This window comes from Cupriavidus nantongensis (genome assembly GCF_001598055.1).
Classification (GTDB): Bacteria; Pseudomonadota; Gammaproteobacteria; order Burkholderiales; family Burkholderiaceae; genus Cupriavidus; species Cupriavidus nantongensis.
Map to the genome: position 1 here is coordinate 2,953,085 of NZ_CP014844.1, position 19,204 is coordinate 2,972,288.

Here is a 19,204-nt window from a genome sequence, read left to right on the forward strand (position 1 = left end):
GGGTCAACCGGGACCATCGCTCGCAGCCGCAAGAAGCGGCACCAGGATGTCGCTGATCGGGGTCGGAATGCCGTGAAGCTGGCCGCGACGCGCAATGACGCCGTTGCGGATATCCCATTCGAGCGGTCGGCCAGCTTCTCGATCCGTGAGGATGGAGGTGCTCATGTCTGTTGGCGACGCCCGGAACTTGTCGAGGATCTCTTGCGGCACTTCGTCGCCGAGTTCAGCGCCCTCGGCACGTGCCACGGCCAGGCATTCCTGCAGATAAGCCAGCGCAAGTCTGGCGATATCGGCGCGACCGAACATGCCTGAGCGGCGGTGCGTGAGTGCCATGAGGCCAGCCACCGCGTTCTGCATCAGCTTGCGCCAAGCCAGCGAGCTGAAGTTCGCGGCCAAATCTACGGCGCACCGTGTGCCTTGCAGCGCTGCGGCCACTACGCGGGAAGCTGACGTGTCCGGCAGACTGAGGCGCGCTTCGCCACGCAAGCGTACCGAGCCGTCGGATTGCGCCTGCGCAGGGAACCACACGACGGCAGGAACGATTTGCCCATGTGGCGAGTACGGGCGAACCCCGTCCAACTGTTCGATTCCGTTCTGCAAAACGCACACCACTGTTTGCGGCCCGGCCAACACCGCGAGCCATTCTGCTGCCGCCTCGATTTGTGTTGCCTTGACTGCCAAAAAGACAAGATCAGCCGTGCGAGCGATTTGTGTCGGATTCGTCCGAACCGGACCCGGTACGGTGATAACGCGGTCGCCATCTTGCAGGGTCAGGTGATCGCGGGGGCGACGTCCACACAGCAACGGCGTGCGGCCGACCTCGTGTAGCGCCGCCGCGATCGTGGTGCCAATGGCACCGGGACCGACGACAGCGACGCCAGTGTTGATTTCAGGATTCATGAAAGCGGCCTCCTTTAGCGGCATCTGTCCGCGTGATGGTTGTGCCCTTCACGCGGTGCAGGTAATATATTACACATGAAAAAAGAAATTGGTAATAGCATTTCAGAGGGCGAGCAACGGTTGCAGCAATGGATCGGCAGCATTCAAGCCCGAAGCGGCGACCTCGCCGCAAGCGAGGCCAAAGTTGTCGATCTCCTGCTCACCGACCCTTTGTTTGTCGGAGCAAGCACGACCGCCCAGGTTGCCGCCCGTGCCGGCGTTTCTCCGCCGACGGTGGTCCGCGCCGCGCGTGCGCTCGGGTTCACCGGATTCACCGAACTCAAGATCGAGATTGCGCGTGCTCGCGGCACAGCCCGGTTCTTCGCGCCTCCTGAAGCACTCGCCGCGGATGCGACGTCAGCCTCAGTGCTCGAAACATCCATTCGTGCGGGTACCGATGCACTGACCGCGCTCGGTGGGGCTATCAAACTCTCTGCGCTGGATAAGGCCGTCGGCTTGATCCAGCGCGCGCGCCAAGTGTTTGCGTTCGGTGCTGGACCTTCCTCGACGGTTGCCGCCGATGCAGTCTTCCGTCTGCGTACGATCGGCGTGATGACCGTGGGCATCACGGATCATTTGTCGGCCATGATCGCGGCACGGCTCCTGGGCGCAGAAGACGTCGTCATCGCGGTCAGCTCGACCGGCCGCACGTCTTCAACGCTAGCCGTCGCGGATGCGGCCTCCTCGGCTGGCGCCTCGCTGATCGCAGTCACCAATCAGTACGACACACCCCTGGCGACCCTCGCCGACGTCGCGCTTGTTGTCGGCGGCGCACCGCTACCGGCACAGATGGCCGCTGCGGGAAGTCGATTGGCTCAGCTTGTCGTTATCGATGCGTTGGTCGCATCCCTGGCGCTGCGCGATCAAGAGCGGACCCGCTTGGCGGAGCGGGCGGGCATCGATCTGCCCGACATTTCCTGATGCAGCCCGGCACCATCGCAATGGTTCTCGCCGCAGCGGTAGCCCATGCGGTGTGGAACCTGGCCTCGAAGTACAAGCGGGGAGACACTTTACTGTTCGTCTGGGCTTATAGCTGTGCTTCGACACTGCTGTGGGTCCCGATCGGCCTCGTTCTTATGGTTCAGGATCAAGGGGCGATCGATTGGCGGCTCGGGGCGGGAGTGGCCGTTTCGGCGGCATTGCACATTGCCTATTCCCTGACCTTGCAGGCTGGCTACGATCGTGCCGAACTCGGGGTGGTTTACCCGGTCGCCCGCGGCACAGGGCCGGTGCTGACGATGCTGTTTGCGATTTTTCTTCTGGGGGAGCGGCTCTCCGTCGTCGCGCTTTTCGGCGCGCTCCTCGTCGTCTCAGGCATCCTCGTCGTTACCGGCAACCCGTTTGGAAGCGGAAGCCGCCGCCCGCTCCAGGGGATGTTTTGGGGAGGTGCTACGGGGGCCACCATCGCAAGCTATACCGTCTGGGACAGCTACGCGGTCACGTCGCTGCATTTGGCGCCTGTGAGCTACTACGCTGGCACACTGTTTCTGCAAACCCTGATCCTGACTCCAAGCGCACTGCGACGATGGCATCACATTCACGCCGTTATCCGTGCGGATGCGATGCCAATACTCATCGTGGCTGTATTCTCTCCACTGGCCTACATCCTTGTGCTCACCGCCATGCTGACGGCACCGCTCGCGCTCGTCGCCCCTCTGCGTGAGTCGTCCATCATCATCGGCTCTCTTTTCGCGTACAGGCTCTTCCGTGAGGGTCATCTCGCGCGCCGCATAGTTGGAGCGGTGATCGTATTAACAGGGATCGCGGCGATTAGTTCTTGATTTTATCGACAGACCCCATTTTGTTCTCTGGATTAGTTCACTGATGGGTCGACAAAGTCCTACGGACAACTACATTGTCCTCTGCGGAAAGCCGGATATTCCCTCAAGAAATAAGCGTTACTGTTCCTCGGCTACCGCCGTCACAGCGTCAAGAGGAACGAGCACCCAAGGCAGCAATGCTTGCGTGAGTGGGCCGATACATAGAGCGAACAGAACGGTACCGACACCGAAAAGTCCAAATCCGCCTAGCGTGAGGCCGATGGTCAGCACCGCGATTTCCAAGCCAGTGCGCACCAATCTCAGCGATAGGCCAGTCACCCGCTGAAGGCCCGTCATCAAGCCATCGCGAGGACCTCGCCCCAACTGCGCACCGATATAGAGTGCGGAACCTAGGCCGCACAAGAGGACTCCGCCCACAGTGAGTGCAGCACGCCCCCAGAGTAGTTCGGGCGTTTTCAGCACCTGCAATGCAAGGCCCGCGACCACACCGATGGTGATGGCATTGGCGAGGGTGCCAAGCCCCGGCATTTCGCGCAAAGGGACCCACAGCAACAGCACGACGAAGGAAAGGCCGACGACAACCCAGCCGAAGCTCACAGGGAGATGCGCCGTTATTCCAAGATGGAGCGCGTCCCACGGCGCTTGTCCAAGATTGCCCCGTACCATCATTGCCATCGAAATGCCGTAAAAGGTCAGCCCGAGCATCAGTTGCGCCAGCCGTCGAATTAGCTTGCCGGCGCGTAATTGTTCAATAGGCCCGAGTTGGACGAGATGGACTGTTTTTTTCATGTAGCCATATTGCCGAAAATTGGCATTGTGAAAAATAGCCAATCATGGAAAAGTGGACACCATGAAAGAGACCATATCAGCGCGCCGTGTTCGAGAACTCATGGGCGACCTTGCTCCAGGCCCAGCTTGGGCCAATCTGGCCGATGCGCTTACGCTGCTCATTGGGGACGGCCGCATTCCTCTTGGCGTTCGCCTGCCCAGCGAGCGTGAGCTAACAGCGGCTATCGGCCTGTCGCGCACCACCGTGTCGCGTGCATATGCCGCGCTGCGAGACAGCGGCTACGCTCACGCGACACAAGGTGCAGGAACCTTCACCGCCGTCCCCGGCGGGCGCGAACGAGCCCATGACCGTGTGCTTGCTCCGAAAGGTGTCGGCGAGGACTGGATCGACCTGAACTGCACTGCGGACTCGGCGCCCGCCGACGTAATGAGCGCCTACACAGCCGCGCTTTCGCAACTCCCCGCCTACTTGGGCGGTCACGGATATTTTCCGGGAGGCTTGCCGGTGTTGCAGGAAGCCGTTGCTGCGGCCTACGCGATGCGCGGACTGCCAACCACTCCTGACCAGATCGTGGTCACACCGGGTTCGCTGGCTGCCGCCAGCGTCGTGGCCCGCGCACTTGCTTCGCGTCGCACGCGCGCACTGGTCGAGTCCCCCACGTACCCCAATGCGGCCGAAGCACTGAGGGCATCCGGCGCGCGATTGCACGAAGCGCCATTGGATGCCCACGGATGGGACATCGCCGGCATCATGGAAACCGTGAAGCAAGTGAAGCCGGACTTCGTGTATCTCGTTCCCGATTTTCAGAACCCCACGGGTGCCGTCATGACCGCAGACCACCGCAAGCGATTGGGGAAGCATCTTCTTGCACACGCCGCGCTGCCCATCGTGGACGAAACGAACTACGCGCTGGCGTTGGATGGTCAGCAGATGCCGCCTCCGTTTGCGGCCTTCCATCCTGATGCGATCACGCTCGGCAGCATGAGCAAGGCGTTCTGGGGAGGATTGCGCGTGGGCTGGATTCGAGCCCCTCGTCACCTCGTCGAGCGCCTGACCAGGGCACGCCTATCTCTCGATCTTGGCGTGCCCGTTCTGGAGCAACTCGCGGCGACGCACCTGCTGCGAAGTGGACCGGCCGCTACCGGACATCTTCATCGTTTGCGACTACAGCGTGATGCACTGATCCACGCAGTAGAATCACATTTACCGGGCTGGCGCTTCGTCCCACCTGCTGGCGGGATGGCGCTGTGGTGCGAGCTTCCACGCCGAGGCGCAACCGCATTGGCCTCCATGGTGGCCGCCAACAATGTCATCATTTCGCCCGGCCCGGTGTTTTCCCTGGGGGGCGGGCTGGATAAATTCGTTCGCCTGCCTTGGACTCGGCCGGCAAACGAGTTGCAGGATGCCGTCGAGCGTATCGCCATCGCATGGCATCGCATTGAGCAACATGGCCACCACGGACATCCAACCCCCACACACGGGCGGTTCATCGTCGTCTAAGCGATGACCTCGGCTGATTCAGGCCTCGAATCCCAACGCCGTGAACGCATGCCGCGTGATCGCCTCCAGTGTGCGCCGGCTGGGCCGGGTCTTGGCCAGGACATTGAGTCCTTGCGTCGTGCATACGAGAAATACGGCCGCTTCGGCCGCATCGACGTCCCGCGATAGTTCTCCCGCTTGCTTTGCCCGCTCGATCGCGCCAGATAGGGCCGTTTCCAGCCTGGCCAGGTGGAGTTGGAAGGCTTCGCTGATCTGCGGATCATTCATGGCGAACTCAACGATCGAGTTCGTCACAAGGCATCCCCAGCGCCGTTTGCCGTCCAGCATCGCTTCGATGAGCGCCGCGTAGTAGTCGGCAATCCCGGCCCGACCGGACGGATTGCTGTTCAGGCGCGCGATCGTCTCTCGCGACATGGACGCCATGTAGCTCTTCAAAGCCTCGATGAAGAGGCCGTGCTTGTCACCGAAGGCGGCGTAGACGCTGCCCGGGTTGAGCCCGGTGACCCGGCAGATCTCCTGCATGCCAGCCCCGTCATAGCCCCGCTCCCAGAAGACGTCCACCGCGCTTTCAAGCACCGCATCGCGGTCAAAGTTTCGTACTCGGCCCATGGCTTTTGATGATTAATCAATCAAGAATTTTCACATGACTCAAGCATACATTGCCATGAAGACTTGTTGAAGCTAGAATTTTCTTGAATTCTTATTCAAGAATGGAGCCGTGGATGAAGATCGCGATCATGGGCACCGGAGGCGTAGGTGGTTATTTCGGAGCCAAACTGGCCCTCGGAGGCAACGACGTCAGCTTCATTGCCAGAGGGGCGCACCTGGCTGCCATCCAGTCCCAAGGCCTCACTGTGCGCAGTCCGCTAGGGGACATGCATGTCCCCACGCCCAGAGCAACCGACACGCCGTCGGACGTCGGGCCAGTCGATGTCGTTCTGTTCGGTGTCAAGCTTTGGGATACCGAGACGGCCGCCAACGCGATCAAGCCGCTGATCGGACCCGAAACGATGGTGATCTCCTTCCAGAACGGGGTGATCAAGGACGAATTGCTGAGAGCCACGCTCGGAGAAAAGCCGGTAGCAGGTGGCGTTTGCTACATCGCGGCCACCATCGAGGCCCCGGGCGTCATCGGTCATGCCAACAACCTGCAGAAGCTGGTCTTTGGCGAGTACGGCGGCCATCGCAGCGCGCGTATCGAGCGCTTCCATCGAGCCTGGATCCAGTCGGGGATCGACGCCGAGATCAGCGACGACATTGCCAGAGTGATCTGGGAGAAGTTCGTCTTCCTGGTTGGCCTGTCGGCGACCACCGCGTCCACACGGCGCCCGATAGGCGTGGTGCGCGGCAACCCGGCCTCCCGCAAGTTGCTCGAAGGCGTCATGCAGGAGGTGGTCGACGTCGGACGTGCTGAAGGCGTCAACCTCGCCACTGACTTTGCCCTGGACCGGCTTCGCTTCTGCGACCAACTGCCCGCCGACATGACTGCTTCCATGTTGCGCGACCTGGAACGCGGAAACCGGCTGGAGGTGCAGTGGCTCAGCGGCGACGTCAGCAGCAGAGGCCGACGGCTCGGCGTGCCCACGCCGCGAAATTCAGTGGTCTGCGAAATCCTTGCGGTTCATGCGGACGGAGCGCAGTGAGTCATCAGTGATTGTTTCTGCCCTTTCAACATGAGGAAGTGCCATGAAAAACGAAATTCTTGAAAATGGCTTTCTTGACGTGGCCGGTCACCGCATCGCCTACACACGCCAGGGCCACGGGAGTGCCATCGCCCTTGTTCACGGCATTCCCACGAGCCGCCATCTTTGGCGCAACGTCATGCCGCTTCTCGCCGCATCAGGCCATGAAGTGCTTGCGATCGACCTTCTCGGTTATGGTGATTCCGACAAGCCTTCGGACGCGGACCTCGGAATCCAGGCGCAATCCGAAATCATCTTTCAGGCACTTTCGGCCCTGGGGTGGAAGCGCGCAACCATGGTGGGCCACGACATCGGAGGTGGGATTGCCCAGCTCGTGGCTATCAACCATTCCGAAATCCTTGATCGCCTCGTTTTGATTGACTCCATCCTCTATGACTCGTTTCCAGAGCCAGGAATTGCCCGCTTGAAGGAGCCGGCGTGGGACGAAATTCTTGGTGCACCGGACTTCGATCTGAGAAAGGGTCTGGCGAAAGGCTTTTCACGAGGCATGTTCCATACCGATCGGGTGACCGCTGAACTGGTCGAGGCCTATGAGCGTCCGTTCCGTGACGTCGAAGGGCGGCGTGCATACCTACGTGCGGCCCGGGCATTGAGGTCAGAGGAGCTTTCTTCGCGCATGGAAGACGTCGAGAAGCTGGCCCTGCCCACGCTCATCATCTGGGGGCTGCACGACACATTCCAGCCATTGCGCTTCGCAGAGCGTTTGGCAGGGAAGATGTCCAACGCCCAACTCCAGGTTTTTGATGACGCTGGGCATTTCCTGCCAGAGGATGTACCGGAAGCGCTGGCTTCCCGTGTCGCTGAATTTACAAGTACCCAGGAAGGAGCACGCTGATGGCGCGAAATGCCCACGCTCCTGCATCCAGTCAGGCTGGCTTCCTTGTCACGCTTTTCGCATCGACCTTCTTGATGGGGTCCAGCTTCGTCGCAGGAAAAATCCTGCTACAGCAGGGCTTCACGCCGATGATCTTGGTCGGGTGGCGCTTCTTTGTCGCGGCCTTGGCGACCTTGCCGCTGGTGCTGGCCGGCGAGCGAAATATTGTGGCCGCGCTCCTGCCAGCCAAAGCAGGGCTGCGTGATGTTGCGCTGGTGATCCTGATTGGCTTGCTTCAGACAGCCGCCGTCATGGGGCTGCTGTTCTGGGCCATGCAGTTCATCTCCGCATCGACGGCCGCCATCCTGCTTTTCACCAATCCGATCTGGGTTGCTGTTCTGGGTCGCATCTTCCTTGGCGAAAGCCTGCACAGAGCGAGGCTCCTTGGGTTGCTTCTTGGCGTTGTCGGTGTTGCGCTTGCCATTGGTATCAGCCCATCCATGTTTTCTGGCGGGATGACCTTGGCTGGCGAAATCATCGGCATCGTCTCTGCGCTTTGCTGGGCAAGCGCGACGCTCATCAATAAACGGGCGGCATTGCCGTTCGCGCCTTGGGCCTTGAGTTTCTGGCAAATGCTGGTGGGTGCGATCGCCATTCTAGTCATCGCCTACATCAATGGTGAGCAATGGCCCGATAACGTAACGCGGGAGCAATGGGGATGGTTTCTCTGGCTTTCCATCCCTGCATCAACGGGCTCATTTGGCCTCTGGTTCGTGGCGCTTAAAAGAGGTGGTGCAACAAGAACGAGCGGATTTCTGTTCTTGGCTCCGCTGTTCACGGTCATCCTTGCTTATTTCATCTTGGACACGGAAATTTCCTGGATGCAGGCTGCTGGCGGAATATTGATAGGCCTTGCTTTATGGCTCGTCAATCGAGAACTGCCGGCAAGAAGTCGGCGCGAGAGGGCTGACGAGGTAATCGCTGAGGGCGAGCCGTGATGAAGATACGTTATTTCTGTTAGTCATCGGGTCACCGCAGCAGGCCAACATGGAAATTCGGCATTTGCGTTGCTTCGTAGTATTGGCGGAAGAGTTGCATTTCACCCGTGCTGCGGAGCGCTTGCATATTGAACAACCCCCTCTTTCGCGGGCCATCAAGGAGCTTGAGGACGAGCTGGGGGTCGTACTTTTCAATCGAAACCGCCGGGGGACGTTACTGACTGCAGCGGGTGCAGCCTTCCTGCAAGATGTCCGTCGGTTGTTCACCGTTCTGGATCAGGCGCGAGAGAACGCAAAGGCCGTTGCGGCAGGCTTGCGAGGTAGTCTGCGCATCGCGATATCCGACGGGGCCATCGACCCCCGACTGTCGGCGTTTCTTGCCCGTTGTCGTGCAGAAGAGCCGGAGGTCGAGATACGTCTATCAGAAGTGCCTTTGGCCGAGCAGTTGCGCGGCCTGCGCTCGGGCGATTTCATGATCGGGTTCGCACATACGGCCGACGTCGGCGACGGCGTTGTTGCCGAACCAATCTGGCAAGACCCGCTGGTGATCGCGGTGCCAGCCCGGCACGCATTGCTCGTCCACAAGGAGGTTCCACTCCACGAACTGGGAGGGCATCCGCTTGTCTTGTGCGACCCGCACGCATGCGAGGGCTATTGCCGCGAGCTGGGACGCCTCCTGCAAGCGGTGGAGCACAAGCTGAACGTCGTGGAGGAAGTGTCCTCGCTGGACATGATGCTTACCTTAGTCGGCGCAGGCTATGGCGTCGGCTTCATGACGGCGACCAAGATTCCGGTCTCCCAACGGCCGGATGTGGTGATCCGTCCGCTGGCGATGGATTCCGCCGTGATCACGACCTACCTGCTTCGGTCCGACAACAGCAATTTGTCGGCTTCGCTGGAGCGGTTTATCGACCGCCTGCGCGACTCTTCGGTCGGCTGACGAAGCCCCGCCGGCGGACATCCTCAAGTATCGGTTTCGGCACCCAGATTGCGTTCGGTTGCGGCCATCAGTTCAGCCGCGCTTAACCTGAGCGCCGTAGAAATTTTCAGTATGAGCGGAAGCGTGGGCACATGCTCACCGCGCTCGATCTTGCCCATGTGCGAGCGAGAAACGCCTGCCCGAGATGCGAACACGTCTTGCGCGACCCCTTGGGCGACGCGAGCAGCGCGCACGGCCTGTCCGAAGGCTGACGCCGCCTCGGATTCATATGTCGGTGTGCCAGAAGGACGGCCTGGCTTAATTGTCGATTTCTGCATCAGCAGAAGCGTCGAACAATCCACCAAAATTAACCACGTTATAGTTCGCGACGTTAAACTTCGCTCTTCACGGTGTTGTTTGCCGTTCGGACCAGATCCCTTACCGGGGGCCTTCATGACTGATGCCGCCAGCCAGTCTTCCCACTTCAGGCTTGCTATAGCACCTGGGGTGACATCGCCATGCCTCTCGACGCTTCTTGCCCTGCAGCGCGCGGAAGAGCCGGACACCGCCATCGCGTTCTTTGAGACCTCGGGCGATGAACTGATGACAGGCCTTCATGAAGGCCGCTACGACGCAGGCATTTCGCTTCGGAACGTGAGTGCTCCAACCTTGAAGAGTCAACCTCTGTGGAGCGAGAGCATGGCCATTGCCATGCCAATGCGGTGCCCCTTGCTGGACCGGGCGAAGCTCACGGTCGCCGAACTACTGGCCTATCCCATTTTTCGCTGGCAGGCGGAGACCTGCCCTCTGCTGGATCAGCGGCTGTCCTTCCTCATGTCGGCGAGCAAACCGGACATCGTTGAGTACGTGACTTCCTTCGAGATGATGGCGCTATGGGTCGCTGCTGGCTACGGCGTCGGGGTATCTGCGCAATCGCGCATTGAGGACGCACATGGATGGGGGATCGGCATGCGGCCGCTCCGCGACGGCCCCTATGAAATCGTGACGTATCTGCAACGGCCTCACGGGCAGACCAACTCCGTTTCCGAGCGGTTCGTGCGTAGAGCACTGCAAGTTGCCAGGGCAGGTGCGGCGTAGCGGACGCTACCTATGGCCGGGGCATCTCACCCCGGCCAGGGGTTGAAGCGTAAGGGTTAGGCCCCCTCAAACACCACTGCGCTGTCCACCAGCCGACGGACACTCTGCCGCACATCTTCGGGGATGGGCTGCGGGGCAATCGCCACGGCCACATTCGTGTGCTGCTGATAGTCGCCCATGATGACCCGGATGATCGCGGGCACGTTGGTCGGCGTGACCGCATCGATGGCGGCGCGATCGCCCAGGTCCGGGTGCGGCTGGGTCAGCATGCGGTACAGCTCCCAAGAATCCGCGTGCGGGCACTGGTTCATGAGCACCTGGGCCAGCCTGTGCTTGAGCGGCACCAGTTGCCAGTCGGGAACGCGCTGGCCCCGATTGCCCAGGCTGATGGACAGCAGCTTGCCCGCCTTCAACTCGCGGTTGATCTGGTCCTTGGACTTCCCGGCCAGCTTGCCAAACAGCGGCACCGGCAGATTGTTCGGCGACTCGTAGATGGCCAGCATTTCCTCGCGCTCGCGCTGAATTGCGGAGACTTCCGGCTCCGGGGCGTGCGTCGGGGGCGGCGGCACCTGCGACAACCGCTGGAACGTGATCCCGCCGCTGTTCGGGGTCACGACCATGGGCGTGGCCACGACTGGCGGGACTCCGGGGGGAGTGGGCTCGTCCACCGTGGGGACAGCATCCACCGCTTCCTCCACTTCTGCCATCACCGGCACCCCGTCGATACGGATGGTCAGGTGCGCGCTGGCGGCTTCCACTTCGCCCTGTTCGAGCAAGTCGAGGCGATCAGCCCAGTCCTGCATCATCCGGCGGCGCGGTTCCACGTACTTGGCGTGGTTGTAGGCCGAACTCACCTTGTTGGGATCGGAGTGCGAAAGCTGCGCGTCCACCCAAATCTTCGGATAGCCGATCTCGTTGAGCGCCGTCGAGATGGTGCCGCGGATGCCGTGGCCGGTCAGGCGTCCCTCATAGCCCATGAGCTGCACGGCCTTGTTGAGGGTGTTCTCGCTGATGCGCTTCTTGAGTTCGCTACGGTGCGACAGCAGGTACTTCTGCGCCGGCCGCATCACGCCCAGGAGGTAGCGCACGATCTCGATGGCCTGCAGGGACAGGGGCACGATGTAGGGCGGCACGTCCTGCGGTCGCTTGCCGGCCTTGCGCATCTCGTCCTGAAGCTGCTTGACAACCTGCGGCGGGATGATCCACAAGCCACGGTCAAGGTCGAACTGTTCAGGTTCGGCCAACCGCAGCTCGCCCGTGCGCACGCCGGTCAGGAACAGCAGCCGGACGCCAAGCTGGGTCTGCCAGCCGCGGGGGTTGTAGAGCCGGAGCTTCTGAAGGAACTCGGGCAGCTCGGGCAGGTGCAGGTAGGGGTTGTGGGCCACGGGGGGCTTGGGCTCGGCCACCACGTCCAGGTCGGCGGCCGGGTTGACCTCCAGCCCCTCGGCGACGACCAGGGCATAGCGGAACAACTGGTTGAACCAGGTGCGGACCTTCTCGGCGGTGGTGAACGCCTTGCGTTTCTCGATCGCTGCCAGGACGCCCAGGAGCTGGGGCCGGCGAATGTCGTAGATGGACATCTTCCCCAGGGTGGGCAGCACGTCCTTGTTGAAGATGCGCAGGATCTGCGAGATCGTGCTCTGCCGGCCTTCCTTGAGTTCCTTGCGGCGATGCTCGACCCAGGCATCGAAGACGTTCTTGAAGGTGTATTCGCCCGCCAGCCTGGCCGCGTGTCGGCGCTGGTCGCGTTCGATCTGGGGATCGATCCCCCTGGCGAGCATGGCTTGGGCCTTGTCCCGCTCGGCGCGGGCCTCGCGCAGGCTGAGGGCGGGATAGGCGCCCAGGGACATGCGCTTTTGCTTGCCCAGCCAGTAGTAGCGGAATATCCATGACTTGCCGCCTGCGGCAGAGACCATCAGGCCCAGGCAGTCGTTGTCGGAGATGGTGTAGCGCTTGCCGGTGGTCCTTGCCTGCCGGACAGTCAGATCAGAGAGTGCCATTTCGAGGCTCCTAAGTAATGACTTAGGCCCTATGCTCGTCATGGTTCCCGCTCAGCCCCAGCAACTATCCGGTAGCCGACCCACCCGTATTCTTGTGCCTTATTTGGTCACTCAAAAACGGTAGCTGCGGGTGGATCTCCGTGGCACTCGCTGGAATGAAAAAAGGAGCCGAAGCTCCTTTTTTCAATGACCTATAGACCCCAGTAGAAGTCTGTGGATCAAAATTTGGAGCGGGAAACGAGTCTCGAACTCGCGACCTCAACCTTGGCAAGGTTGCGCTCTACCAACTGAGCTACTCCCGCATGCTGGCTCCCCGACCTGGGCTCGAACCAGGGACCTGCGGATTAACAGTCCGTCGCTCTACCGACTGAGCTATCAGGGAACATATCGCCGTTCAGCGAAGCGCGAATTCTACAACATCATTGCGCCGAATTGAAAGCCCCGTTTTGAAAGCTTCTGCAGCGTTGCGTCCGGGGCCTGCGCCGGCGCTCACGCAGCGCCGCGCCCCGGCGCATGGCGGTCGACGTCGATCACGGCCTGCGCAAACGCGGTGGGCGCCTCCTGCGGCGGATTGTGGCCCACCCCGCCGCTCAGCGTCCGGTGCTGGTACCAGCCGGTGAACTTGCTGGCATAGGCACTGGGCTTGGGATGCGGCGCGCCGTTGGCATCGCCCTCGATGGTGATGGTCGGCACGCCGATGGTGGGCGCCGTGGCCAGCCGCTGCTCGATCGCGTCGAACCGGGCCTCGCCGGCGGCGAGGCCCTGGCGCCAGCGGTAGTTGTGAATGGTGATGGCGACGTGGTCGGGATTGTCGAGCGCGGCGGCGCTGCGCGCGAAGGTGGCGTCGTCGAAGTTCCATTGCGGCGAGGCCAGCTTCCAGATCAGCCTGGCGAACTGGTGCGTGTATTGCTGATAGCCAGCCTGGCCGCGGTCGGTGGCGAAATAGAACTGGTACCACCACTGCAGCTCGGCCTCCGGCGCCAGCGGCTGCCGGCCGGCGGCCTGGCTGCCGATCAGGTAGCCGCTGACCGACACCAGCGCGCGCACGCGCTCGGGCCACAGCGCCGCCATGATGTCGGCGGTACGCGCGCCCCAGTCGAAGCCCGCGACCACGGCGTTCTGAATCTTGAGCGCATCCATCAGCGCAATCATGTCGGCGGCGATCGCCGAAGGCTGGCCGTTGCGCAGCGTGTCGGCCGACAGGAAGGTGGTCGAGCCATAGCCACGCAGATAAGGCACGATCACGCGATAGCCGCGCGCCGCCAGCAGCGGCGCGACGTCGGCAAAGCTGTGGATGTCGTAGGGCCAGCCGTGCAGCAGCAAGGCCACCGGCCCGTCGGCCCGGCCCGCCTCGGCGTAGCCGACGTTGAGCACGCCGGCATCGACCTGACGAATCGAGGCAAAGCCGGTATGCGTGCCCGGCGCGATGGTCGGCAGCGCGTCCGCCCGCGACACCCCGGCCTGTGCGTGCGCGGCGCGCGCCAGCCCCAGCGAACCGGCCGCCAGCGTCACCGCGGCGGCACCGAGAAAGCCCCGACGGGGCAGATTGATGGCGTTCGACATGTTGTTCTCCTGTATGCGTGGTGTGAATCCGAACGCAAGTCTAGGAGGCCGTTGCAAGCGGCATGTGTCTGAAACCGGGCCTTGTGTATCGCCGTGTATCTGGCCGGCACGGTCCCATACGGCGATACAAAATTGGCGCGCCGGCTGTTGGGTCAGAGGATGGAGCGGAAGGTACCACCCTCCGTTCCGGCTACAGGCAACCCAGTCCGGCCAGCGTCGCTTCCACCGCCTGGTCCAGCGGCGTGTGCGGTTCTTCGCCGAGAAACTGCGCCAGGCGCGAGGCGTCCATGCGTACCGGGCGGGTCCACAGGTAGCGCATTTCGCGCAGTTCGCGCAGCGTGGGCACGAACGGCGCCGCCAATGTCGTCAGCCACCACGGAAAGGCCGCGATCGCGGGATCGAGCCCATGCCGTCGCGCCACGCGGCAAATCGCGCCCGTCATCGCGGTGCCATCGGCATCCCAATGCCCTGCCAGGTGGAAGCTTGCGAACGGCGCGAGCCCGGCACGCTGCTCGATCAGGCGCACCATGGTGCGCGCGACGTCAGGCAGGTAGGCCCACTGGTGCCCCACGCCAGGCTTGCCCGGCTGCAGGATCTTGCGCAGCGGTCGGCCGGGCCGGACCAGGCCCTGCGAAAACCAGTTGTTGCCGGCGCGCGGGCCAAAGAAATCCCCGGCACGCAACACGATCACGCGCGCGCCGTGCGCGGTGGCCTCGCGCAAGCGCTGCTCGAGCAAGACCCGGATGCGGCCCTTGCGGGTTTGCGGGTGTTGTGGCGCATCTTCGTTCGGCTCCGGGAAGGCATCGGGCCCGTAGTTGTAGACCGTGCCGGGCAACACGATGGTGGCACGCTCCGCGATGGCCGCGGCGATGGTGTTGTCCGCCATCGGCAGCACACGCTGGGCCCAGTGGCGATAGCCGGGCGGGTTGACCGCATGGACGATGACCTGGCACCCCCGCGCCACCTCCAGCACGTCGTGCCGGTTCATGGCATCGCCGCGCCGCCAGTGGATGCCGTCGCGGTATTCGGTGCCGGCGGCCAGGTCGCGCTTGAGTGTCCGCACCTGCCAGCCAGCGTCGCGCAGTTGGCGGGCGACTTCGCCACCGATGCCGCCGCTGGCGCCCAGCACCAGTGCCTGCATCGCTTCGTCATTGTGTTCGGGCATCGGGCCTCTCCATGAAGTTGGAGACATGGTCACGCGCGCCGGGCTAAACTGCAATTATCGATCGAAGGCTACCTGCTATACGTTTTTGCATGGGACACAACATCGGATGGGAGTACTACCGCAGCTTCCTCGCCGTGCTGACGGAGGGTTCGCTGTCCGGCGCCGCGCGCAAGCTGGGCCTGACCCAACCCACGGTGGGGCGGCATGTGCGCGCGCTGGAGGCGGCATTCGCGCAGGCGCTGTTCACCCGGACCCCGACCGGGCTGGTGCCCACCGACGCCGCCACGGCGCTGCAGGGGTACGCGCAGGCCATGCACAGCACCGCGGCCGCGCTGGAGCGCGAGGCGTTCAGCCAGGGTCAGGGCATTCAGGGCACGGTGCGGGTCTCGGCCAGCGAGGTCATCGGCATCGAAGTGTTGCCGCCGGTGCTGGCGCGGCTGCGGCGCGAGCACCCGTTGCTGCGCGTGGAACTGGTGGCAACCAACCGCGTGCAGGATCTGCTCCAGCGCGAAGCCGACCTCGCCATCCGCATGTCGCCGCCGCGGCAAGAGGCGCTGGTGGCACGGCGGATCGGCGCCGTCGAGCTGGGCTTGTTCGCCCATGCCGACTACGTCGCCGAGCACGGCATGCCGGCCACCGTCGCCGGCCTGGCCGCGCATGCGCTGATCGGCTTTGATGAGGAAACCCCGTTCCTGCGCGCCGCCAGCGCAAGGTTTCCGGCCTGGCGCCGCGAGGCCTTCGCACTGCGCAGCGACAGCGACCTGGCCCAGTTGGCGATGCTGCGCGCAGGCTGCGGCATCGGCATCTGCCAGGCGGCGCTGGCCGCACGCAATCCGCACTTGCTGCGCGTGCTGCCCGACGCGTTCTCCTTTTCGCTCGACACGTGGGTCACGATGCATGGCGACCTGCGCGGCAGCCGCCGTTGCCGGGTCGTGTTCGATGCGCTGGTGGCCTGCATGCAGGCGCACGCCGGCAACGGCCACGCACGCGCTGCCCGTGCGCCGGCCAATAAGAAAAGGCGCCGCTAGCGGCGCCTTCCCGGGACCGGCGAATGCCCTAGGCGAAGGATTCGCAATTGCCGGCCCGCACGGGCTCACCCCAGCCAAAGCCCGGTGGGATGCGATGGGCCGGATCGCGTCCGGCGGCCGCGACAGGCACCACGCTCGCGGCATACGGCTCGGGCACGCGCTGCGGCCGCGCCGGAGCCTCGTGCGCTGCCAGTTCGAGGCAATGCCTGAAGTCGCTCGCCGCCAGGCGCGCGCCGATGAACTTGCCAAACGCATCGAGCTGGACCTGCGAAGTCATGCCAGCGCTGCCGCCGATGGCGGGGCAGATGATCCACGTCGTGCCTTCCCTGGTGAACAGATGCAAGCGCCTGGCCTGGTCCGCCGGCCGCAATGCATGCTCTTCACCTGCGACGCCATCCAGCCCAAAGGCTTCGACATATTCGTCGGTATGGCGATGGCTCAGGCAGATAACGACTTTCGGACGCCAGCGCGCGCAGGTCTTTGCAATGAAGCGGAAGCGCTCGCCCTCCCGGCACAACGCGACATAGCGCTTCTGCGGAATCAGTTCCGGCTGGCCCCGGAACGCCTTGGACCACGTGGTCCTGCCGTCGATATGCGCGGGCAGCGGAAACAGGCTGAGCCGGAATTCCGCGCCCGCCGGCGAGTACAGATGGCTCCAGTAGTAATGTTCCCAGTCGTTGTCGCCGAGCCGCACCCCAAGCGCCTCGGCGCGCGCGGCGGCCATGATGCGCGCCACGCACTGGTGGCCGAACCACCTGGCCATGTCTTGTCGATGCTGCTGGCGAAACACGGCATCCCATGCCGGTGGAGCCAGGTGTGGATGGAGCGGTGCGACGATGGGCTCGGACCACGCCGGGCTGCGGTCGCATATCCAGACGGCGGCCCTGGGATTGCCTCCCTCCATGCCGACGTAGGAGGCAAAATACCGGTCCAGTTCCTGGCGCGTGAACATCCGTGAATGCTGCATTTTATCCCTTGCTGCTTGGTGGGACCCCCAATATTTAATGCCGCAGCATGCCGCCGCCGCAACGGGCGTACGTACTGCCGCGATCATATGCATATTCTTTTTTATGCAGGACAGAATATCGACGGACGCGGCATGCCCCTCCCCCGAGCGACATGATGCCATCGGTTTTTATATTGCCCTGGACTGCTGGCCGGAATGATAGGGACAGGCATGCCGCGGCACGCGGCGCCTGCCGGGCCAACCGGTCGTGGTATTATCGAAAGCCATGGCCGGCCTCGATCAGACGCGGTGCGCCCGGACTTATTTGAACAGCTCGATCTTATTCATTATTTTACTTCCCCCAGAGAGACAAAGAGTTACAGATATTTACAGATATTTCGAACCAGCAATAAACGTGTGCACGATAACCAAGCACGCCTTTCGCCAAACGCACCATGCCGGTGCCGGTCCGACTGATATAGGGTCTATCGCCCTTTCTTGATTGGGATGATTTTATCCAAAGCTTTCGGATATAGGAATTTCAATCTTCTTAGGTCTGAAATAAGCAATCTGCTGCGATGCAATATATTCAGGACGCGATTTTCTATCCCCTCGGTTGAGGGGATAAAAACCAGCAACGAATTACCGGAAGCGCGCGTTACCGGCGGCTGCCGGCTCAGAATCCGGAAAAACGGATGCCGATCGAGCCGTAGCCGTAATACCGATCCAGCTTGCCGGCGGTGGTCGCGTTGTAGAGGAACGGGATGGTGCCGACGAAGTTGTACAGCGAGGCCTGGCCGCGCAGGAACACCTCCACGTTCTTGGCCACGCCATACGACAGTTCCAGCCCCAGCGTATGGTTGGACTTGATCGGCGCGTTGCCATAGGTTTCGGCGCGGCTGTCGACGTTGCTGCGCAGCAGGTACTGGAACTGGTAGCCCAGGCGCGCGGCGAAGCGTTCGTATTTCCAGCGCCACGACGCACCCAGGTTCAGGTAGCCGGCGGTGTAGTTGAAATCGTCGTTGAAATCCAGCCCGAACTGGCTGGCATTGACCGAGAACGAGGCCGACTGCAGCGTGACGTTGCCCACGTTGCACGGCGCCGCCAGCTGGCCGTTGGCGAGATTGTCGGAGCCGATGCCCACATTGAACTGGCAGTTGCCGCGCTGCAGCCGGGTATTGAGGCTGCCGACCGTGACGCGGCTGATGCCCAGCCCGACAAAGCCGGTGAGCTGGTTGCGCTCGCTCAGCTCGCCGGAGAAGATCACGTCGGCCTGGGCCTGGACGTCGTTGGCGTTGTTCACGGTGAGGCTGTTGAACGTCGTGTTGCGGACCCTCACCGGCGACGAGCGGTTCAGGCTGCCGGCGTGGTCACCCCACAGCGAGAACCGCAGCATGATGCGATCGCGCGCGCCGGCCTCGGCGAGCGGGTCGTAGTGCATCGCCAGCATCCAGGTATCGATGTGGTTGCGGTCCTGCCCGTAGTCGATGCCGCGGCGCCAGTAGGTGGCCGATCCCGACCAGTGCGGCGAGAACTTGTAGCCCAGCATCAGCTTGCCGCCGCGGTAGTCGCCTGCGTTGTCCGAGACCGGGCCCTGGCGCCCGCGCAGGTTGAACACATCGACGCTGCGGTTGACCATGTCGTAGCTGGCCTCCACCCGCACCGAGCTGAACTCGCCGGTGGCGGGCTCGGCTTGCATGAACACATCGTCCGGGGCGGCCCTGGCCGTACCGACGGCGCACAGCCCCAGCATCAGGGCGCAGGCCTGGTCCAGCCGGCGCTTTCGAAGCAGCTGCATAGGAAACTCCGAGGCCGCTGGGCGAGCCTCATGCGCGCGGCGCTCCATGAAAAGCGGAAATCGCCCGACGCAGACAAAACATGACCCGGTCATCACCGGCGCGCGGCATGCCACACCCGCGACGCGTCCGGATCACCGGGGGCGGTGGCCTTCCCCGTGCGG

General features: G+C 62.9%; 18 protein-coding genes and 2 tRNA genes. 9 read left to right on the plus strand and 11 right to left on the minus strand.

What is annotated here, in order from left to right; genetic code table 11:
* Positions 1-3: 3 nt before the first annotated feature.
* On the minus strand, positions 4-900 hold the full coding sequence (locus A2G96_RS13630; protein ID WP_062802186.1) for an oxidoreductase: 897 nt from the start codon (positions 898-900) through the stop codon (positions 4-6).
* Between the two features lie 75 nt (positions 901-975).
* Between A2G96_RS13630 and A2G96_RS13635 the strand changes: the two genes are divergently transcribed.
* A complete protein-coding gene (locus A2G96_RS13635; RefSeq protein WP_062800018.1) occupies positions 976-1,860 on the plus strand; it encodes a MurR/RpiR family transcriptional regulator in 885 nt (294 codons plus the stop codon).
* On the plus strand, positions 1,860-2,720 hold the full coding sequence (locus tag A2G96_RS13640) for a DMT family transporter (RefSeq protein ID WP_062800020.1): 861 nt from the start codon (positions 1,860-1,862) through the stop codon (positions 2,718-2,720). Before A2G96_RS13635 ends, A2G96_RS13640 begins: the two co-directional genes overlap by 1 nt.
* Positions 2,721-2,837: 117 nt before the next feature.
* Here A2G96_RS13640 and yczE read toward each other — a convergent pair whose 3' ends face one another.
* Positions 2,838-3,509: a membrane protein YczE gene (gene yczE, locus A2G96_RS13645; RefSeq protein WP_062800023.1), complete on the minus strand. Its 672-nt coding sequence runs from the start codon at positions 3,507-3,509 to the stop codon at positions 2,838-2,840.
* A 61-nt stretch (positions 3,510-3,570) separates the two neighbouring features.
* Here yczE and yczR point away from each other — a divergent pair, with 61 nt between their 5' ends.
* Positions 3,571-5,010, plus strand: a complete 1,440-nt coding sequence (yczR, locus tag A2G96_RS13650; protein ID WP_062800025.1) for a MocR-like transcription factor YczR — start codon at positions 3,571-3,573, stop codon at positions 5,008-5,010.
* An 18-nt stretch (positions 5,011-5,028) separates the two neighbouring features.
* Here the strand turns inward: yczR and A2G96_RS13655 are convergent, their stop codons facing one another.
* Complete coding sequence (locus A2G96_RS13655; protein WP_033996652.1) at positions 5,029-5,619, minus strand: TetR/AcrR family transcriptional regulator; 591 nt, start codon at positions 5,617-5,619, stop codon at positions 5,029-5,031.
* A 113-nt stretch (positions 5,620-5,732) separates the two neighbouring features.
* Between A2G96_RS13655 and A2G96_RS13660 the strand changes: the two genes are divergently transcribed.
* The 4 genes from A2G96_RS13660 to A2G96_RS13675 are packed head-to-tail and all read left to right on the plus strand — an operon-like array spanning position 5,733 to position 9,465.
* Positions 5,733-6,653, plus strand: a complete 921-nt coding sequence (locus A2G96_RS13660; RefSeq protein ID WP_062800027.1) for a ketopantoate reductase family protein — start codon at positions 5,733-5,735, stop codon at positions 6,651-6,653.
* A gap of 43 nt (positions 6,654-6,696) precedes the next feature.
* On the plus strand, positions 6,697-7,548 hold the full coding sequence (locus A2G96_RS13665; RefSeq protein WP_062800029.1) for an alpha/beta fold hydrolase: 852 nt from the start codon (positions 6,697-6,699) through the stop codon (positions 7,546-7,548).
* Positions 7,548-8,525 (plus strand): DMT family transporter, encoded by a 978-nt coding sequence (locus A2G96_RS13670; protein WP_062800031.1) that lies wholly within the window; start codon positions 7,548-7,550, stop codon positions 8,523-8,525. The genes A2G96_RS13665 and A2G96_RS13670 overlap by 1 nt, the downstream gene beginning before the upstream one ends.
* A gap of 49 nt (positions 8,526-8,574) precedes the next feature.
* Positions 8,575-9,465, plus strand: coding sequence for a LysR family transcriptional regulator (locus A2G96_RS13675; RefSeq protein WP_062800033.1), 891 nt, complete (start codon positions 8,575-8,577; stop codon positions 9,463-9,465).
* Between the two features lie 23 nt (positions 9,466-9,488).
* On the opposite strand, the gene A2G96_RS32570 is transcribed toward A2G96_RS13675, so the two are convergent.
* Complete coding sequence (locus A2G96_RS32570) at positions 9,489-9,782, minus strand: helix-turn-helix domain-containing protein (RefSeq protein WP_082818965.1); 294 nt, start codon at positions 9,780-9,782, stop codon at positions 9,489-9,491.
* 115 nt (positions 9,783-9,897) lie between these two features.
* Here A2G96_RS32570 and A2G96_RS13680 point away from each other — a divergent pair, with 115 nt between their 5' ends.
* Positions 9,898-10,542 carry a LysR family substrate-binding domain-containing protein gene (locus A2G96_RS13680; protein ID WP_062800037.1) on the plus strand — a complete coding sequence of 215 codons (645 nt, stop codon included), beginning with the start codon at positions 9,898-9,900 and terminating at the stop codon, positions 10,540-10,542.
* A gap of 56 nt (positions 10,543-10,598) precedes the next feature.
* Here A2G96_RS13680 and A2G96_RS13685 read toward each other — a convergent pair whose 3' ends face one another.
* The 5 genes from A2G96_RS13685 to A2G96_RS13705 form a co-directional block, all read right to left on the minus strand.
* Positions 10,599-12,542 carry a tyrosine-type recombinase/integrase gene (locus A2G96_RS13685; RefSeq protein WP_062800039.1) on the minus strand — a complete coding sequence of 648 codons (1,944 nt, stop codon included), beginning with the start codon at positions 12,540-12,542 and terminating at the stop codon, positions 10,599-10,601.
* A gap of 226 nt (positions 12,543-12,768) precedes the next feature.
* Positions 12,769-12,844 (minus strand) — tRNA-Gly (locus A2G96_RS13690).
* Between the two features lie 4 nt (positions 12,845-12,848).
* Positions 12,849-12,924, minus strand: a tRNA-Asn gene (locus tag A2G96_RS13695).
* Positions 12,925-13,031: 107 nt separating this feature from the next.
* Entirely contained in the window at positions 13,032-14,105 is a 1,074-nt protein-coding gene (locus tag A2G96_RS13700; RefSeq protein ID WP_062800041.1) for an alpha/beta fold hydrolase, read from the minus strand.
* A 190-nt stretch (positions 14,106-14,295) separates the two neighbouring features.
* The gene (locus A2G96_RS13705) at positions 14,296-15,270 is read right to left on the minus strand and encodes an NAD-dependent epimerase/dehydratase family protein (protein WP_174549301.1); all 975 of its coding nucleotides are present in this window, start codon (positions 15,268-15,270) and stop codon (positions 14,296-14,298) included.
* A gap of 89 nt (positions 15,271-15,359) precedes the next feature.
* Here A2G96_RS13705 and A2G96_RS13710 point away from each other — a divergent pair, with 89 nt between their 5' ends.
* Positions 15,360-16,298: a LysR family transcriptional regulator gene (locus A2G96_RS13710; protein ID WP_062800044.1), complete on the plus strand. Its 939-nt coding sequence runs from the start codon at positions 15,360-15,362 to the stop codon at positions 16,296-16,298.
* 28 nt (positions 16,299-16,326) lie between these two features.
* Here the strand turns inward: A2G96_RS13710 and A2G96_RS13715 are convergent, their stop codons facing one another.
* Positions 16,327-17,265 (minus strand): hypothetical protein, encoded by a 939-nt coding sequence (locus A2G96_RS13715; RefSeq protein WP_062800046.1) that lies wholly within the window; start codon positions 17,263-17,265, stop codon positions 16,327-16,329.
* Positions 17,266-17,920: 655 nt separating this feature from the next.
* A complete protein-coding gene (locus A2G96_RS13720; RefSeq protein WP_062800048.1) occupies positions 17,921-19,042 on the minus strand; it encodes a hypothetical protein in 1,122 nt (373 codons plus the stop codon).
* Positions 19,043-19,204: the final 162 nt, after the last annotated feature.

Bases quoted from the DNA above. Each gene is read 5' to 3' on its own strand.
- A2G96_RS13660 (WP_062800027.1), top strand. From the start codon at position 5,733: ATGAAGATCGCGATCATGGGCACCGGAGGCGTAGGTGGTTATTTCGGA.
- A2G96_RS13670 (WP_062800031.1), top strand. From the start codon at position 7,548: ATGGCGCGAAATGCCCACGCTCCTGCATCCAGTCAGGCTGGCTTCCTT.
- A2G96_RS13640 (WP_062800020.1), top strand. From the start codon at position 1,860: ATGCAGCCCGGCACCATCGCAATGGTTCTCGCCGCAGCGGTAGCCCAT.
- A2G96_RS13665 (WP_062800029.1), top strand. From the start codon at position 6,697: ATGAAAAACGAAATTCTTGAAAATGGCTTTCTTGACGTGGCCGGTCAC.
- A2G96_RS13635 (WP_062800018.1), top strand. From the start codon at position 976: ATGAAAAAAGAAATTGGTAATAGCATTTCAGAGGGCGAGCAACGGTTG.
- A2G96_RS13630 (WP_062802186.1), bottom strand. From the start codon at position 900: ATGAATCCTGAAATCAACACTGGCGTCGCTGTCGTCGGTCCCGGTGCC.
- A2G96_RS13685 (WP_062800039.1), bottom strand. From the start codon at position 12,542: ATGGCACTCTCTGATCTGACTGTCCGGCAGGCAAGGACCACCGGCAAG.
- yczE (WP_062800023.1), bottom strand. From the start codon at position 3,509: ATGAAAAAAACAGTCCATCTCGTCCAACTCGGGCCTATTGAACAATTA.
- A2G96_RS13715 (WP_062800046.1), bottom strand. From the start codon at position 17,265: ATGCAGCATTCACGGATGTTCACGCGCCAGGAACTGGACCGGTATTTT.
- yczR (WP_062800025.1), top strand. From the start codon at position 3,571: ATGAAAGAGACCATATCAGCGCGCCGTGTTCGAGAACTCATGGGCGAC.
- A2G96_RS13710 (WP_062800044.1), top strand. From the start codon at position 15,360: ATGGGACACAACATCGGATGGGAGTACTACCGCAGCTTCCTCGCCGTG.
- A2G96_RS13655 (WP_033996652.1), bottom strand. From the start codon at position 5,619: ATGGGCCGAGTACGAAACTTTGACCGCGATGCGGTGCTTGAAAGCGCG.
- A2G96_RS13700 (WP_062800041.1), bottom strand. From the start codon at position 14,105: ATGTCGAACGCCATCAATCTGCCCCGTCGGGGCTTTCTCGGTGCCGCC.
- A2G96_RS13680 (WP_062800037.1), top strand. From the start codon at position 9,898: ATGACTGATGCCGCCAGCCAGTCTTCCCACTTCAGGCTTGCTATAGCA.
- A2G96_RS32570 (WP_082818965.1), bottom strand. From the start codon at position 9,782: ATGCAGAAATCGACAATTAAGCCAGGCCGTCCTTCTGGCACACCGACA.
- A2G96_RS13705 (WP_174549301.1), bottom strand. From the start codon at position 15,270: ATGCCCGAACACAATGACGAAGCGATGCAGGCACTGGTGCTGGGCGCC.
- A2G96_RS13675 (WP_062800033.1), top strand. From the start codon at position 8,575: ATGGAAATTCGGCATTTGCGTTGCTTCGTAGTATTGGCGGAAGAGTTG.
- A2G96_RS13720 (WP_062800048.1), bottom strand. From the start codon at position 19,042: ATGCAGCTGCTTCGAAAGCGCCGGCTGGACCAGGCCTGCGCCCTGATG.